Annotated in this window: 14 protein-coding genes; 10 read left to right on the forward strand and 4 right to left on the reverse strand. The window is 68.4% G+C overall.

The window, feature by feature from the left end; all coding sequences use genetic code 11:
* The first annotated feature begins 8 nt into the window (after positions 1-8).
* The 6 genes from EV645_RS21050 (at position 9) to EV645_RS21075 (ending at position 5578) form a co-directional block, all read left to right on the forward strand.
* A complete protein-coding gene (locus EV645_RS21050) occupies positions 9-341 on the forward strand; it encodes an L-rhamnose mutarotase (protein WP_130445682.1) in 333 nt (110 codons plus the stop codon).
* A gap of 15 nt (positions 342-356) precedes the next feature.
* Positions 357-1520, forward strand: coding sequence for an L-rhamnose isomerase (rhaI, locus tag EV645_RS21055; protein WP_130445683.1), 1164 nt, complete (start codon positions 357-359; stop codon positions 1518-1520).
* On the forward strand, positions 1521-3590 hold the full coding sequence (locus EV645_RS21060) for a bifunctional aldolase/short-chain dehydrogenase (protein ID WP_130445684.1): 2070 nt from the start codon (positions 1521-1523) through the stop codon (positions 3588-3590).
* Between the two features lie 8 nt (positions 3591-3598).
* On the forward strand, positions 3599-5020 hold the full coding sequence (locus EV645_RS21065) for a rhamnulokinase (protein ID WP_130445685.1): 1422 nt from the start codon (positions 3599-3601) through the stop codon (positions 5018-5020).
* 5 nt (positions 5021-5025) lie between these two features.
* On the forward strand, positions 5026-5268 hold the full coding sequence (locus EV645_RS21070) for a helix-turn-helix domain-containing protein (protein WP_130445686.1): 243 nt from the start codon (positions 5026-5028) through the stop codon (positions 5266-5268).
* 67 nt (positions 5269-5335) lie between these two features.
* The gene (locus EV645_RS21075; protein ID WP_130445687.1) at positions 5336-5578 is read left to right on the forward strand and encodes a hypothetical protein; all 243 of its coding nucleotides are present in this window, start codon (positions 5336-5338) and stop codon (positions 5576-5578) included.
* Here the strand turns inward: EV645_RS21075 and ilvA are convergent.
* A complete protein-coding gene (gene ilvA / locus EV645_RS21080) occupies positions 5575-6861 on the reverse strand; it encodes a threonine ammonia-lyase IlvA (RefSeq protein ID WP_130445688.1) in 1287 nt (428 codons plus the stop codon). The genes EV645_RS21075 and ilvA overlap by 4 nt on opposite strands.
* 232 nt (positions 6862-7093) lie before the next feature.
* Between ilvA and EV645_RS21085 the strand changes: the two genes are divergently transcribed.
* A complete protein-coding gene (locus EV645_RS21085) occupies positions 7094-7960 on the forward strand; it encodes an HIRAN domain-containing protein (protein WP_130445689.1) in 867 nt (288 codons plus the stop codon).
* A 47-nt stretch (positions 7961-8007) separates the two neighbouring features.
* Here the strand turns inward: EV645_RS21085 and EV645_RS21090 are convergent, their stop codons facing one another.
* A complete protein-coding gene (locus EV645_RS21090; RefSeq protein ID WP_130445690.1) occupies positions 8008-8832 on the reverse strand; it encodes an NAD(P)H-binding protein in 825 nt (274 codons plus the stop codon).
* 76 nt (positions 8833-8908) lie between these two features.
* Between EV645_RS21090 and EV645_RS21095 the strand changes: the two genes are divergently transcribed.
* The 3 genes from EV645_RS21095 (at position 8909) to EV645_RS21105 (ending at position 10899) form a co-directional block, all read left to right on the forward strand.
* Positions 8909-9331, forward strand: a complete 423-nt coding sequence (locus EV645_RS21095) for a MarR family winged helix-turn-helix transcriptional regulator (RefSeq protein WP_130445691.1) — start codon at positions 8909-8911, stop codon at positions 9329-9331.
* 65 nt (positions 9332-9396) lie between these two features.
* Entirely contained in the window at positions 9397-9582 is a 186-nt protein-coding gene (locus tag EV645_RS21100; protein ID WP_198681761.1) for a hypothetical protein, read from the forward strand.
* Between the two features lie 105 nt (positions 9583-9687).
* On the forward strand, positions 9688-10899 hold the full coding sequence (locus EV645_RS21105) for a lipase family protein (RefSeq protein ID WP_130445693.1): 1212 nt from the start codon (positions 9688-9690) through the stop codon (positions 10897-10899).
* Positions 10900-10905: 6 nt separating this feature from the next.
* Here the strand turns inward: EV645_RS21105 and EV645_RS21110 are convergent, their stop codons facing one another.
* Together EV645_RS21110 and EV645_RS21115 are read right to left on the reverse strand one after the other, a co-directional pair.
* A complete protein-coding gene (locus EV645_RS21110; protein WP_130445694.1) occupies positions 10906-12309 on the reverse strand; it encodes an FAD-binding oxidoreductase in 1404 nt (467 codons plus the stop codon).
* Between the two features lie 89 nt (positions 12310-12398).
* Entirely contained in the window at positions 12399-15560 is a 3162-nt protein-coding gene (locus EV645_RS21115) for an ATP-binding protein (protein ID WP_157997119.1), read from the reverse strand.
* Positions 15561-15594: the final 34 nt, after the last annotated feature.

The following is a 15594-nucleotide window of genomic DNA, read 5'->3' on the forward strand; positions in this document are numbered from 1 at the left end:
GTGCCGCCGTGAATCGTTACTGCTTCTGCCTGCAGGTCCGGCCGGACCGGTTGGACGAGTACGTCGACCGCCATCGCAACGTCTGGCCCGACATGCAGGCCGCGCTGCGGGACTCCGGGTGGCACAACTACTCGCTGTTCCTCCGCGACGACGGGCTGCTGATCGGGTACGTCGAGGCCGAGGACCTGGACGCCGCCCAGAAGGCGATGGCGGCCACGGAGGTCAACACGCGCTGGCAGTCGGAGATGACCGAGTTCTTCACTGGGATCGACGGACGCCCACCCGACGAGTCGTTCCTGCTGCTTCCCGAGATCTTCCACCTGACTGCACTGGATTCCTGAAAGAGGGGCTGACCCATGACGACCGATGCCGTGAAGGCCGCGCTGAGCCGCCAGGAGATCGAGCTGCCCTCGTGGGCGTTCGGCAACTCCGGCACCCGGTTCAAGGTGTTCGCCCAGCCCGGCGTACCGCGCTCGCCGGAGGAGAAGATCGCCGACGCGGCCGTCGTCCACAAGTACACCGGGGTCGCGCCGAGCGTCGCGCTGCACATCCCGTGGGACAAGGTCGACGACTACGCGGCGCTCGCGGCGTACGCGAAGGAGCAGGGAGTCCGGCTCGGTGCGATCAACAGCAACGTCTTCCAGGACGACGACTACAAGCTCGGCAGCGTCACGAACCCCGATCCCGCAGTACGCCGGAAGGCGACCGATCACCTGCTCGAATGCGTCGACATCATGGACGCGACCGGGTCCCGCGACCTGAAGCTGTGGTTCTCGGACGGTACGAACTACCCGGGCCAGGACGACATCCAGGACCGGCAGGACCGGCTCGCCACCGCGTTGAAGGAGGTGTACGACCGGCTCGGGGACGACCAGCGGATGCTGCTCGAGTACAAGCTGTTCGAGCCGGCCTTCTACACCACTGACGTGCCGGACTGGGGTACGTCGTACGCGCACTGTCTCGAGCTGGGGCCGAAGGCAACGGTCTGTATCGACACCGGGCACCACGCGCCGGGGACGAACATCGAGTTCATCGTCGCGTTCCTGTTGCGGACCAAGAAGCTCGGCGCGTTCGACTTCAACAGCCGGTTCTACGCCGACGACGACCTGATGGTCGGGGCGGCGGACCCGTTCCAGCTGTTCCGGATCATGAACGAGATCGTCCGCGGCGACGCGCTCGACCCGGAGCGCGGGATCGCGTTCATGCTCGACCAGTGCCACAACATCGAGGAGAAGATCCCCGCGATCATCCGCTCGGTGATGAACGTGCAGGAGGCGACCGCGAAGGCGCTGCTGGTCGACCGTGACGTACTGCGTGCGGCCCAGCAGAGCGGTGATGTGCTCGGCGCCAACGCTGCACTGATGGATGCCTACAACACCGACGTCCGGCCGCTGCTCGCGGAGCTACGCGAGTCACAGGGCATGGATGCCGACCCGGTCGCGGCGTACAAGCGCAGCGGGTACTTCGAACAGATCACCAAGGACCGCGTCGGCGGCCGGCAAGCTGGATGGGGAGCATAAGTGAACAGTTCCAATACCTCCCCCACCCCACCGCCCCGGTCAGGGACTGCAGCCGAGCTCGTTGCGCGTAGCAACCGACTGGGTGCCGATCCGCGCAACACCAACTACGCCGGCGGCAACACGTCGGCGAAGGGTACGGCGACCGATCCGGTCACGCAGAACCCCGTGGACCTGTTGTGGGTCAAGGGGTCCGGCGGCGACCTCGGCACGCTGACCGAGAAGGGTCTCGCCGTACTGCGCCTCGACCGGCTGAACGCTCTGGTCGATACCTATCCGGGCGTCGACCGCGAGGACGAGATGGTCGCCGCGTTCGACTACTGCCTGCACGGGAAGGGCGGTGCGGCGCCGTCGATCGACACCGCGATGCACGGGCTGGTCGACGCCCCTCATGTCGACCACCTGCACCCGGACTCCGGGATCGCGCTGGCGACCGCGGCGGACGGCGAGAAGCTGACCGCGGAGTGCTTCGGCGACCGGGTGGTGTGGGTGCCGTGGCGGCGGCCCGGGTTTCAGCTCGGGCTGGACATCGCCGCGGTGAAGCGGGAGAACCCTGCCGCTATCGGCTGCGTGCTCGGCGGCCACGGCATCACCGCGTGGGGCAACACGTCCGCGGAGTGCGAGGCCAACTCGCTGGAGATCATCCGTACGGCGGAACAGTTCCTCGCTGATCGTGGTGTCGCGGAGCCCTTCGGCCTGGTTGTTCAAGGCTTCGAGGCGCTGCCGGCCGACGAACGCCGCGAGCGTGCCGCCGCGCTGGCCCCGGTGATTCGTGGACTCGCGTCGACCGACAAGCCACAGGTCGGACACTTCAACGACTCCGACGTCGTGCTCGAGTTCACCGCCCGGGAGAGGCTGGCCGAGCTGGCTGCTCTCGGCACGTCCTGCCCGGACCACTTCCTCCGGACCAAGGTGCGCCCGCTGGTGCTGGACCTGCCGGCCAACGCACCGCTCGAGGATGCGGTGGCGCGGCTTCGCGAGCTCCACGCGGCTTATCGCGAGGACTACGCGGCGTACTACAACAGGCACGCGGACGCCGACAGCCCGGCGATGCGGGGCGCCGACCCGGCGATCGTGCTCGTCCCCGGTGTCGGGATGTTCAGCTTCGGGAAGGACAAGCAGACCGCGCGGGTGGCCGGCGAGTTCTACGTGAACGCGATCAACGTGATGCGCGGCGCCGAGGCGGTGTCGACGTACGCGCCGATCGATGAGCGGGAGAAGTTCCGGATCGAGTACTGGGCGCTGGAAGAGGCGAAGCTGCAGCGGATGCCGAAGCCGAAGCCGCTCGCGACCCGGGTCGCGTTGGTCACCGGTGGTGGGTCGGGCATCGGCAAGGCGATCGCGCAACGGCTCGCTGCCGAAGGCGCATGTGTCGTCGTCGCGGACCTGGACCTGGCCGCTGCTGAGGCTGTCGCGAAGGAGCTCGGTTCGTCCGACGTGGCCGTTGCCGTAGGCGCCGATGTGTCGTCGGCGGATGCCGTCGAGGTTGCGCTGCGGGACGCCGTACTGGCGTTCGGTGGGGTGGACCTGATCGTCAACAATGCTGGACTTTCCATCTCGAAGTCGTTGCTAGAGACAACGGAACGTGATTGGGACCTGCAGCACGACGTGATGGCGAAGGGTTCGTTCCTGGTGTCGCGCGCGGCCGCGAAGGTGCTGATCGACCAGGGGATGGGTGGCGACATCATCTACATCTCCAGCAAGAACTCGGTCTTCGCCGGCCCCAACAACGTTGCGTACGGCGCGGCGAAGGCGGACCAGGCACACCAGGTCCGGCTGCTCGCGGCTGAACTGGGCGAGTACGGGATCCGCGTCAACGGCGTGAACCCCGACGGTGTGGTCCGCGGGTCTGGGATCTTCGCCGGCGGTTGGGGTGCGCAGCGGGCCGCGGTGTACGGCGTACCTGAGTCGGAGCTCGGTGCGTTCTACGCGCAGCGGACTCTGCTGAAGCGTGAGGTGCTGCCGGAGAACGTCGCTGCTGCGGTGTTCGCGCTGACCAGTGGCGACCTGACCCACACGACCGGTCTGCACGTGCCTGTCGACGCCGGCGTGGCAGCCGCCTTCCTGAGGTAGGCGCTGCCATGAAGCGTGTCGCGGCGGTGGATCTGGGTGCGTCGAGCGGTCGCGTGATGCTCGGCGAGGTCGGCGCGCACGTCCTCGAGTTGCGCGAGGTGCACCGGTTCTGGAACGGGCCGGTGCGCGTCCACGGCCGACTGCACTGGGACATCTTGCATCTGTACCGCTCGACACTGGACGGCTTGCGTACTGCGGGCGCACTCGACGGGATCGGGATCGACTCCTGGGCGGTCGACTACGGCCTCCTCGACGCCGACGGCCGCCTGCTCCGCAATCCGGTCCACTACCGCGACTCGCGCACGGATGGCGTGATGGAGCGTGTGCTGGAGAAAGTGCCGGCCGCAGATCTGTACGCCGCAACAGGCCTCCAGCAACTGCCCTTCAACACCATCTACCAACTGACCGCCGAGGCGCTCGAGGGTGCAGCGAATCTGCTGATGATTCCTGATCTGCTGGGGTATTGGCTGACGGGGGAGATCGGGGTGGAGCGGACCAACGCTTCGACCACGCAGCTCTTCGACGTCCGTTCGCGCGAGTGGAGCGACGAGCTGATCTCGCGGGTGGGTCTTCCGCGCAGGGTGTTTCCGGAGTTGCGGGAGCCGGGGGATGTGATCGGGAATGTGCTATCTGATGAGACCGGGCTGGCGCCAGGGATCCCGGTGATTGCAGTTGGGTCGCATGACACGGCTTCGTCTGTGGTTGCGGTGCCTGCTGCCGATGATCGGTTCGCCTACATCTCGTCCGGGACCTGGTCGCTTGTCGGGCTCGAGTTGGACGCGCCCGTCCTGACCGATGAAGCGCGCGAGGCCAACTTCACCAACGAAGGCGGCGTCGACGGGCGGATCCGGTTCCTGCGGAACGTGATGGGCCTCTGGATTCTCCAGGAATGCCAGCGGGTCTGGGGTGACGATGACCTCGACGGGCTCCTGCGAGACGCTGCCGGCTCCCCGTCGTTCGCCACTCTCATCGATCCGGACGCACCCGAGTTCCTTGCCCCAGGCAACATGCCGAAGAGGATCGAGGAGCACTGCCGTGCTACCGGGCAGGACCCGCCGGCGTCCAGAGGCGCCATGGTTCGCTGCATCGTGGAGAGCCTCGCGCTGGCATACCGGCGTACCTTGCGAGCGGCGCTGTCGATCGCCGGCCGCGACGTCGACGTACTGCATGTCATCGGCGGCGGCTCCCAGAACGAACTGCTCTGCCAGCTGACCGCCGACGCGTGCGGACTGCCCGTACTGGCCGGTCCGGTCGAGGCATCCGCGCTCGGCAACGTACTCGTCCAAGCTCGCGCGCTCGGCGAGCCCCTGCCGGACCTGGCCGCCATGCGCGCGCTGGTCCGCTCCACCCATCGCCTGCGGACCTACACCCCGCAGGGCAAACCGGCCGACTGGGACGCCGCCGAGTCCCGGATGTTCGGAACCAGGTGATCTGTATGACCGTTCTCCCCCAGGAACTTCGACCGCTCGCGCGACGGGTGCCGCCGCGCGAGATCAGCCACGATGATCTGCAACTCCTCCGTCTGCTCGCCACCGGACTGCCGGTCGACGCGGTCGCGCGCCGCCTCGACCTGTCCGAGCGAACCGTCCGCCGCCGCACCCGCCTGATCTGCGACCGCCTCGGCTTCAGCACCGCAATCGAAGCAATCGTCTGGGCAGCCCGCCGCGGCCTGGTCTGAGGTACGGCGTTAAACCTGCGCCCGGCCCGGGTACCGGGAGTTCCGATCATCAAGCCGAGGAGGAGCGATGAACGGAATGACCATCGTCTGGATCGTCGTCGCGGTCGCCGCGCTGGTGATCGTGGTCGCCCTGATCGCCGGGGCGGTGTCGAAGACATCCAAACGCCGGGCCGAGGCGCGGCCCCCGTCGACCGACGCGACCGAACGCAGCGAGGAGCACGAGCACCGTCCCCGGACCCAAAACCTCTGGCCCGAGGACGGGGACAGCCCTCTACACGACCCCCGCCGCTCGAAACACACCAAGCACTAGATGAGGTACCTGAACTCGGGGGAGTTTGGGTTGACGCGTTCGATGTCGAGGGGGGCGGCTTCCATGCGGGTCAGGAGGCCGGGGAGGTCGTGGCGGTTGCTGATCTCGATGCCGACGAGGGCTACGCCGGTCTCCCGGTTGTTGCGCTTCACGTACTCGAACAGGGTGATGTCGTCGTCCGGCCCTAGTACGCCGTCGAGGAACGTGCGGAGTGCGCCGGGCTCCTGGGGGAACGTCACCAGGAAGTAGTGCTTCAGGCCCTCGTGCACCAGCGAGCGCTCGAGAATCTCGCCGTACCGGCTGACGTCGTTGTTGCCGCCCGAGAGCAGGCAGACGACGGTCTCACCGGGCCGCACGTCGAGACCGTTGCCCAGGGCACTTGTCGACAAAGCGCCAGCGGGCTCCGCGATCAGCCCGTCGGTCTGGTACAGCTCGAGCATCTCCGAGCACACCAGTCCCTCGGGCACGGACATCAGCTCCACACCGGTCTGCTGCACCAAGGGCAGGGTCACCTCACCGACCCGCCGTACTGCTGCGCCGTCGACGAAGCTGTCCAGATGCGGCAATGTCACCGGCTCGCCGGCCTCCAACGCCGCCGCCATACTCGCCGCACCGCCCGGCTCGACCCCGACGATGCGTACGCCGGGATGCCGCTCCGCGATCCACGTTGCAACCCCTGCAACGAGACCGCCGCCGCCGACCGGAACCACGAGTACGTCGGGAGCCTGACCGAGCTGGTCCACCAACTCGACGACCACGGTCCCCTGCCCTGCAACGGTTCTCGGATCGTCGAAGGCCGGCACCATCGTCGCTCCGGTCGCCTGTCCCTCCGCGAGGGCGGCGGCGGCCGCGTCGTCGTACGTGTCGCCGGTGACGATCACCTGGATCTGCTTGCCGCCGAGGGCCGCGATCCGGTCCCGCTTCTGACGCGGCGTAGTCCGCGGGACGAACACCTTGCCCTGGACACCGAGGATGTGGCACGAATACGCCAACCCCTGACCATGGTTGCCAGCGCTCGCGCAGACCACGCCGGCCGCCTTCGCGGTGTCGTCGAGCTGGGCGATCAGGTTGTACGCGCCGCGCAGCTTGTAGGAACGGCCGATCTGCAGGTCCTCCCGCTTCAGCCAGACCTGCGCACCGGTGCGCTCCGACAGGCGGAGGTTGCGTTGCAACGGTGTGCGCACGGCGACACCGTCCAAACGGTCGACCGCGGCCTCGATCGCTGCGGCATCGACGGCCGCCTCGACGGCGGTCGATCGAGCGACTGAACTACTGCCCTGCATGACGTTCCTTCCCGTGCATTTGCACGATCTTCCCTGATTCGCTCGCTGCACAAGACGATCCGCGTCCACAGTCCGGACCGGCGGATACCTTTTGCGTTCCAGACTCTTGCACCAGGCGTGAAACGGCTCTTCACTGGGCAGTCTAGTTTTCATACGCTCACTCGGTGTAACGATCAGGGTCCTGATCGGGATGAGCCGGGTAAAGCCGGTCAGTGAGGACTGGAGGGCACAGATGGAACTGATTCCGTTCAGTCTGTGGGGCGACGCTTTGTGGTGTGGTCAGGAAGTCGTGCGGGAGGCTCCGCACGAGCAGGCGATCCGTAGCCTGTTCCCTGACCCCATCCCGGCGCGCGGCGCAGATCTGGACACCGAGGCGGACCTCGTCCCGGAACCGCACAACCGTTTCGACCCGCGGTCGATCGCCGTCCGGGTGCAGGGCAAGGTTGTCGGCTATCTGCCGAGGGACGACGCGCACCGGTATCACCCGGTGCTGTCAGAACTGGTGGCCCAAGGCCTGCAACCGCAGGTCCCGTGTCACCTGTGGGTCAGTGAGTGGGAGCCGGCGGACTGGGACGGCAAGGGCGCCCAGGGCACCGAATTCCACGCAAGTGTCGCGGTCGCTCTCGGGCAGCCGCACATGCTCGTGCCGGTGAACCTGCCCCCGCCGGGCAGCTTCCACCTGCTACCGCCCGGCAGCGGCATCGTCGTACCGGGCAGCGAGGTGCATCCCGACGTACTGGCGCCGTTCTTCCGGGCGGAAGGCGAGTGCTGGGTGTACGCCACCATGCACGCGGTCGAGGAGGAGGACGGTATCCAGGACCGGCACCGGATCGTGGTCGAGATCCGGCTCGACGACGAACCCGTCGGCCGGCTCAGCCCACGGCTGAGCGCCGAGTTCCTGCCCGCGATCCACTACCTCGCCGACATGCGTGCCGAGACCGCCGCACGTGTCGCCGTCCGCGGCGATCGCACCGCATCGGAGGTGATTCTCTATGCGGCGCGGAGCCATGACCTCCCGGCTACCTGGCCGGACGGGCTGGCCCGCTCCCCAGTCGCTTCCCCGCAATGGCACTACTGGGCAACCAAGGAAGCCAACTAGGCGGCTGCGCAGTACTGACCATGCCTCACCAGGCCGGTACTGCGGAGCTACTTGAACAAAAGCTGGTTGTCGTCGCACCAGGTCGCGAACGTTCGTGGTTCGCGCCTGGTGAGGCGGCGTACGGCGTCCGTGCGTAGCCCAGTCGTGTCGGCGCGCATGAGCTTGAGCCCCTCGACGATCGCCGCTGCCAGGTCCGGCGGCGCGCCGTCGGGGTAGCGGAAGCGGACGGCCTCTTCGGGGGTCTCGATCGGGCGTACGTCGAGTGTGCGGCCGATCGCGCCGCCGAGGATCGCGACCTGCTCGGCGAGCGTGAGCGCCTCGGGCCCGGTCAGCGTGTACTCCTGCTTCTCGTGCCCGTCCTCGGTCAGAACGGTCGCCGCCGCGGCCGCGATATCCGCCGGATCGATCGGCGCGGAGCGACCCGGGCCGATCGGGTCGAGCACGTAACCGCCGGCGCGGATCGTCGGCAGCCAGTCGACGGCGTTCGTCATGAAGCCGGTCGGCCGCAGGAACGTTGCCGGGATCCCCGAGTTGCGGATGAGCTGCTCGCGCTCGTGATGCCAGTGCCCCATCGCGGGGATCGGATCGCCGAGCACGGCGTACGACGAGAGATAAACGAGCTGCCGTACGCCGGCCTCGCGGGCTGCGGCGACGACGTTGACGGTGTGGTCGAGGCCCGTGCCGGGGACGAGCAGGAACACCTTGTCGATGCCGTGCAGGTCGAGCGGCCCGTCCAGGTCGCCGATCTGTTGCTCCGCAGGAAGATCCGGGCGCGCGCTGCGGACCAGGGCGCGGAAGTCGGCGCCGCGGGTGTTGAGCTCGTCGACGAGGCGACGGCCGATGTGTCCGGTGGCGCCGGTGATGAGTAGCATGGCAGACTCCTTTACCGGTTAACGATTCGTCGAGAACGTTAACCGGTAAACGATCTGATCGTCAAGGAGTGCGTCGATGCCCGAGTTCCTGGAGTTGCACAGCAAGACGTCCAAGCTGCTGCGCGCCGCGGCGGACGCCGCCGTACAACGCCATGGGCTGCGGCTCGGGCAGGATCACCTGCTTGCCGCGCTATGGGCCCAGGACGGTCGTACGCCGGGCGAGATCGCCGCCGCGGTCAACGTCACGACACCCGCCGTCACCAAACTCGCCACCCGCCTCGCGGAGTCAGGCCTGCTCGAGCGACGCCCCGACGCGCACGACAACCGCCTGGTCCGCCTCTGGCTGACACCTGCCGGCCGAGCCCTGCAGAAGCCGATCGAGGCCGAACGCCAGGCCCTCGAGGACCGCATCACCGCCACCCTGACAAAGACCGAACGCGCCCAACTGCTCAAGGCCCTGGCAAAGATCCAACAGGTGCTGCTGTCAGACCTCGCGTGAGCCTGTCCGAGTACGCTGGGAAGATGGCGAATGCACCGGATTGCCCGGTTTGTGGGGAGCGGGGAGTGCCGATTCTGTACGGCCTTCCGACCCGCGTTGCGCGGGAGGCGGCCGGTGCCGGCAAGGTCCGGCTCTTCGGGTGCGTCGTGCCGGCTGAGCCGGATCAGTGGAGCTGTCGACAGTCACACACCTGGCGGGCCGATGACGACGAGGTCCTGCTCGCCGCCATCGAAGCTGCGCTGAAACGCTGAGAGGTAGATCACCAGCCGGGACGTCACAGGCGTGCGGTCGGTCCGTGTCCTGGAGTGCGATGGCCAACCTATTGGGGGTGGCTCCAAGCATTCCTGGAGATCAACGTGCGACACCTCATCACCCTGATCGCCGCTGCTACGGCGGTGACCGGCCTGGCTGTGCCGGCGCAGGCGGCTGATTGCGACGTGCAATGCCAGTTGGAGCTGCAACAGCAGAACGCCGTACCGCGGACCTCGTTCTATGACCCGCCCGCTCCGTTGCCTTGGGGACCACCCGGGGCTGTGATCCGGAAGCAGGCGACGAGCGACTACGCAGTCGGACCGGCGACCCGGATCATGTACCACTCGCGGACCTCGGCCGGACGTGATGTGGCCGCGACAGCTGTCGTCCTGGTGCCGGTGGGCACGGCGCCGGCCGGCGGCTGGCCGGTTGTGGTGGACGCACACGGCTCGAGCGGAATCGGCCGCCCCTGTGCACCGTCGCTGATGAAGGACCTCTACCACGGCAACCAGATGATGGCGTTCGTCAACCGTGGCTTCGCCGTGGTCGCGCCCGACTATGCGGGCCTCGGCACCGACGGCAGGCCTGAGCTCGTCAACAAGACCGCGGAATCCAGCGATGTCATCTACGCCCAGCAGGCCGCCCGCCGCGTGCGGCCGGACCTGTCCCAGCGGTGGGTCCTGTGGGGTCACTCGCAGGGTGGCGGTGCGGCGATGGGTGTCGCCGGGCGGCAGCGGGTCCACCCGCAGCCCGGGTATCTCGGCGCCGTCCTCACGTCGCCGGTAGCCGACCTGTCCGAGGTCGCCGACCACGTCGCCGCGACGCCCGGGTACGGCGCCTTCGCGGCGATGATTGCCCAGGGCGCGCACTTCAGCGACCCGAGGATCCAGCCCCGGCGACTGCTCACGCCCGAGGCCTACGACCGGATCGGCATCACCGCGGTCGGTTGCCTGAACGCCGCGTTCACGGCGTACGCCGACCTGACCGGGCCGCAGCTGGTCACGCCGGCGTACTCGACCGATCCCGCCTTCCGGAAGTACCTGCTGATCAACTCGGCCGGGACCCGGCCGCTCGGCGGACCGGTCCTGCTGCTCCAGGGTCAGGCCGACACCGTCGTTCCCGTCGGGGTGACCGACCAGATCGCGAAGCAGCAGTGCCGGCTCGGGACGCGACTCACGTACAAGACGTACCCCGGCCTCGAGCACGACACCTACCCGTGGGTGCAGGGCATCGACGACGGCGCCATGCCAGACATCCTCGCCTGGACCGCCGACCGCTTCGCCGGACGCCCTGCCGCGACGTCCTGCACCCGGTGACCTCTGCTACGCCGGGCGGATGTTCTGGTTGAGGTGGAACAGGTTCGTCGGGTCGTAGGTGTTCTTGACGCTGACGAGCCGTTCGTAGGTCGCCGCCGGGTAGGACGCCCGGACGATGTCCTCGTTGGTCTCACCGGTGAAGTTCACGTACGACGCCGCCCTCGGCCCGAGCGAGCTCCCGGCTGAGCGAGCCCACTCGACGGCGGCGTCGTACCCGGCCGCGTCCTCGCTCCGGGCGACGACGTTGAGGATGAACTCGCGGTCGCGGGTGCCGAAGGCCGTCGCGTCGGCCGGCACCCGGCCCATCGCGCCACCGAGATGGTGGACGTGGAGCTCCGACAAACCATTCGGTACTGCGGAATGCGCGGCGACCAGCGCGTCGACGGTCGTCGGGCCGAGATCGCCGAAGAACGCCGAACGGAAGTAGTTCCGCAGACCGCGCGGGAACAGCGGATCGAGCAGCGTCTGCATCGCGTTGTACGGCATCGGTCCGAACAGATCGGCGACGACCGGTGCGAGTTCGCGGAACGGCCGGGTCGCAGCGTCGCCCGCTTCCGGCTGCCCGGACCACATCCCCAGTACGGCGACGATCGGCTTGCCGTGGACCTCTTCCGGCAGGAACGGCAACGGCGGCGCGGTCGTGAGGTTGATCGCCAGGGACAGGTCGTCCGGGGCGCCTGCGGCCGCAGTACCGAAGCCACGCAGTACGTCGGCAGCTCGATCGCCGGGGTAGAACACGAGGCCCGCGAAGACGGTCGGACCGACCTCATACGCTGTGAACTCGAAGGACGTAACGACACCGAAGTTGCCGCCGCCGCCCCGCAATGCCCACAGCAGTTCGGGATTCTCGGTCTCACTCGTGTGCAGGTACCGGCCGTCCGCGGTGACGACGTCAGCCCCGATGAGGTTGTCGCAGGCCAGGCCTGCCTTGCGGACGAGCCAGCCGATCCCACCGCCCAGCGTGAAGCCGGCGACCCCCGTCGACGACACCAGACCCCCGGTGACGGCGAGCCCGAAGGCCTGCGCCTCGGCGTCGACGTCTCCCCACGTGCAGCCGCCCTGCGCCACGATCTGCCGTCGATCGGGATCGATCCGGACCGAGTTCATCGGCGACAGGTCGACGACGATGCCGCCGTCGGTGGTGGAGAAACCGGGGATGCTGTGACCGCCGCCCCGGACGGCCAACGTCAACCCCTCGCTCCGGGCGAACTCCACGGCCCGGATGACGTCGGCCACCCCCTTGCACCGGACGATCAGCGCCGGCTTCTTGTCATGCGCGGCGTTCCAGATCGACCGCGCGTCGTCGTACGACGGATCGGACGGGCGGATCAGCTCGCCACGAAGTCCTTCGGCGAGTTCACCGAGGGTGGCCTCCCCGAGCGTGTCCTGCCGCGCTTGCGTCGTTGTCATTTCCACTCCTGATTCGTTCCCCATGCCGGGACGTTTCCCGGCCCGACAACGACATTAGGAAGGACCTCTTCGCAATCGCTTAGCGTGACTTAGCGGCCCATGAGCAGGGCGGCGCGCGGCGTACCGATGCGGCAGCCCAGGCGGGTGAAGATCTCCAATGCCGCCGGACTGTGCCTGGCCACCACCTCAGCGTCACCGTCCGCGACGGCGAGCTCGGCCGCGAGCAGCCGCGTCCATGCCTCGAGTCGCAGATATCCCTGCGGGTGAAAGGCTTCGACCGCCTGCTCGGCCAGGATCCGCGCGGTACGGCGCTCTCCGGCGTACAACTCGACGACTGCCAGATTCAGCAGAGCGCCGCCCGCTGCGGGCGCATCGTCGACCACCTCGCCGCGATCGAGGGCCGCGCGCGTCAGTCGCCGTCCCGTCCCGGGATCGCCGGCCGCCGCGGCGAGCAGACCGAGATTGGCGAGCGTCAGGCTCTCGCCCCGGCGATCTCCCAGCTGCTCGCGGATCCGGAGCGCCTCGCGCAGGTGTTTCTCGGCCGGACCGAACAGTCCTTGATCACGTTCGATGCAGCCGAGGTGGTTGAGGGCGTGACCGAGCCCGGACGCATCGTCGATCCCGGTGAAGGCGTCGACTGATCGCCGTACGGCGTCCTGTGCGGCGTCGAGATTTCTCGTCAGGCGGTGGGCGTCGGCCAGGCCGGACAGCGCGTAGCCGATGCCTTGGACGGCGCCGACCCGTCGGCCGATCAGGAAGGTCTCCTCGAACACCGGGATCCACGAGTCGTCGATCGGTACGAGCGGCAGGCACATCGTGACCGCGGGGAAGAACCGGTTCGTGTTCGGGTCGATCTGCCCGAGCCGCCGCAGGCACTCCTCGAAGCGCTCCTGCGCGAGCTCGGCGTTCTCGCGGAAGAGGGCGGTCATCGCGCCCAGGCCCTGGGCGGCTGCGGCGAGGGGCTCGGCTCCGAGGGAGTCGGCTGCCGCGAGCGAGTCCACCGCGGTCTGTTCGATCTCGTCGAGATCACCGCTCCCGAGCAGCAGCGTGCCGCGCAGTACCCGGGTGGTCACGAGGTCGACCTGGTCTCCGGACTGATAGGCAACCGCGACTGCCTCGTCGCCGAGCCGCGGGAGCCGGTCGGCCAGCCCGCTCCGGGCGAGCAGGATCGCCAGCGCGAAGATGGCACGCGCTCGCTCGCGGGACGGCTCGACCGCGACGTCGAGAACGCGTTCGAGCCAGCCCGCTCCTTCGGAGAAGTGCCCTCGTGCCAACCAGTACGGCGAGAGGCTGAGCCCGAGCAGCAAGGCCCGCTCGTGATCGTGGCGGAGTGCCCAGTTGAGCGCTGCGCGGAGGTTGTCGTGATCGGCGTCGAGCAACTGCGGCCGTTCGACGACGACTCCGGCCCGCTCGGGATCCTCGTCGGCCGCGAGCTCCAGGAAGTGTCTGCAGTGCGCCGCGTCCATCGGTGCGGCCTCGTGCGCCGCGACCAGACGCTCGCGGGCGAACTGTCGAATGGTCTCCAGGAGTCTGTAGCGGGAGCGCTGCCCGTCGTGGTCGACCAGCAGCAGCGACTTGTCGACCAGGCGGCCGAGGATGTCCAGAACGTCTGAGCTGGGCAAGCGTTCGTCGGCGCACACCTGCTCGGCGGATCGGAGCGAGAAGCTGCCGGAGAAGACCGCGAGCCGGCGCAGCAGCACCTGCTCGTCGTCCGACAGCAAGGCGTGGCTCCACTCGAGGGTCGCTCGGAGCGTCGCATGTCGAGTGACCTCACCGGGACGGCCGAGCAGCGAAAGCGCCTCGCCCAGACGCGCGGCGATCTCTGCAGCCTCTAGGTGTGAGGCGCGTGCGGCGGCCAGCTCCAGGGCGAGCGGAATGCCGTCGAGACAACGGCAGATCTCGACGACGGCGGTGGCGTTGGTCGCGTCGAGAACGAAGCCGGGCCGGACGTCCTGGGCCCGATCGACGAAGAGCTTTACCGACGACAGCGTGCGGAGTCGTTCCAGTGCGTCCGTTGGCTCGGGGAGCTCGAGAGAGGGCACGCGGAACGTCACCTCGCCCGGCGCGTGCAGAGGCTCGCGGCTGGTCGCGAGGAGGCTGACGCCGGGGCAGCTTCGTCGTACTGCGCTTGCTAGTCCGGCGCAGGCGGCGAGGAGATGTTCGCAGTTGTCGAGTACTAGAAGGAGATTGCGCGGCGCGAGGCGGGTGATCAGGGTGCGGGTCGAGTCGGAGCCGGCGGCGGGTTCGAGGCCTAGTGCGGCCGCGACAGAGTCGGCGACGAGGTGCGGATCCGCCACTGGTACGAGGTCGGCGATCCACACGCCGTCGGCGTACGAGTCGACGAGGCGGCGCGCGGCCTCCTCCGCCAAGCGGGTCTTGCCGGCCCCGCCGACGCCGGTGAGGGTGACCAGGCGGCCCTGCTCCATCAGGCGATGGACGTCCGCGATCTCGCGCTCACGGCCGACGAAACTCGTCAACGCGGGCGCGAGGTTGTGCCTGGGTTGCTTTCCGGCGGTGACGGTGCCGGTCAGAAGTTCTTGGTACAGGCGCCGGGTATCCGGGTCGGGATCGGTGCCGTACGCAGTACGCAGGTCGCTTCTCAGACGCTCGTACTGCGCCAACGCTTCCGACGAGCGACCCGTCGCAGCGAGTCGACGCATCAGGCTTCGGACGCCGTGTTCGTGCAGCGGATCGATGGCGAGTGCGCGCGTCAGGGCGTCGAGCGCCTCGGCCTCATGTCCATCCGCTGCGGCCGCGTCCGCGAAGTCGACGAGCAGGTTGCCGAAGGTCGCGCGGAGCTCCTCACGCGGACGGACGGCCCAGTCCTCGAACCTGTCCTCCGGCAGCAGATCGCCTGTGTACGCAGCGACTGCGGCGCGGAGGTCGGCCAGGTCACCGCTGGTCCGACCCAGCGCGGCCAGCCGTTCGAACGTCCGTACGTCGACCTCGACGAGGCCGTCCGCGAGCAGCACCACGAAGTCGTCGCGCAACTCCAGGAGGCCGTTACTCGGCTCGTCACCCGCGAGCGCCCGCCGTCCGACGTGCAGGGCTTGGTGGAGATTGTTGACCGCCGACGTCGACGGCCTGTCCGGCCAGAGCGCCTCGAGCAGTACGTCGCGATGCAGCCGCTGATCGCGCGTCAACGCGAGCAGCTTGACCAGCGTCCGCGCCTTCCGCAGCCGCCACACCGTCGGATCGACGGATCGCCCCCCGCGATCGACAGCGAAACCACCGAGCAGTTGGATCCGCACCTTCACCCTCCCCCAACGATCGTAGGCCCCACCT

It is taken from the genome of Kribbella rubisoli (assembly GCF_004217145.1).
Classification (GTDB): domain Bacteria; phylum Actinomycetota; class Actinomycetes; order Propionibacteriales; family Kribbellaceae; genus Kribbella; species Kribbella rubisoli.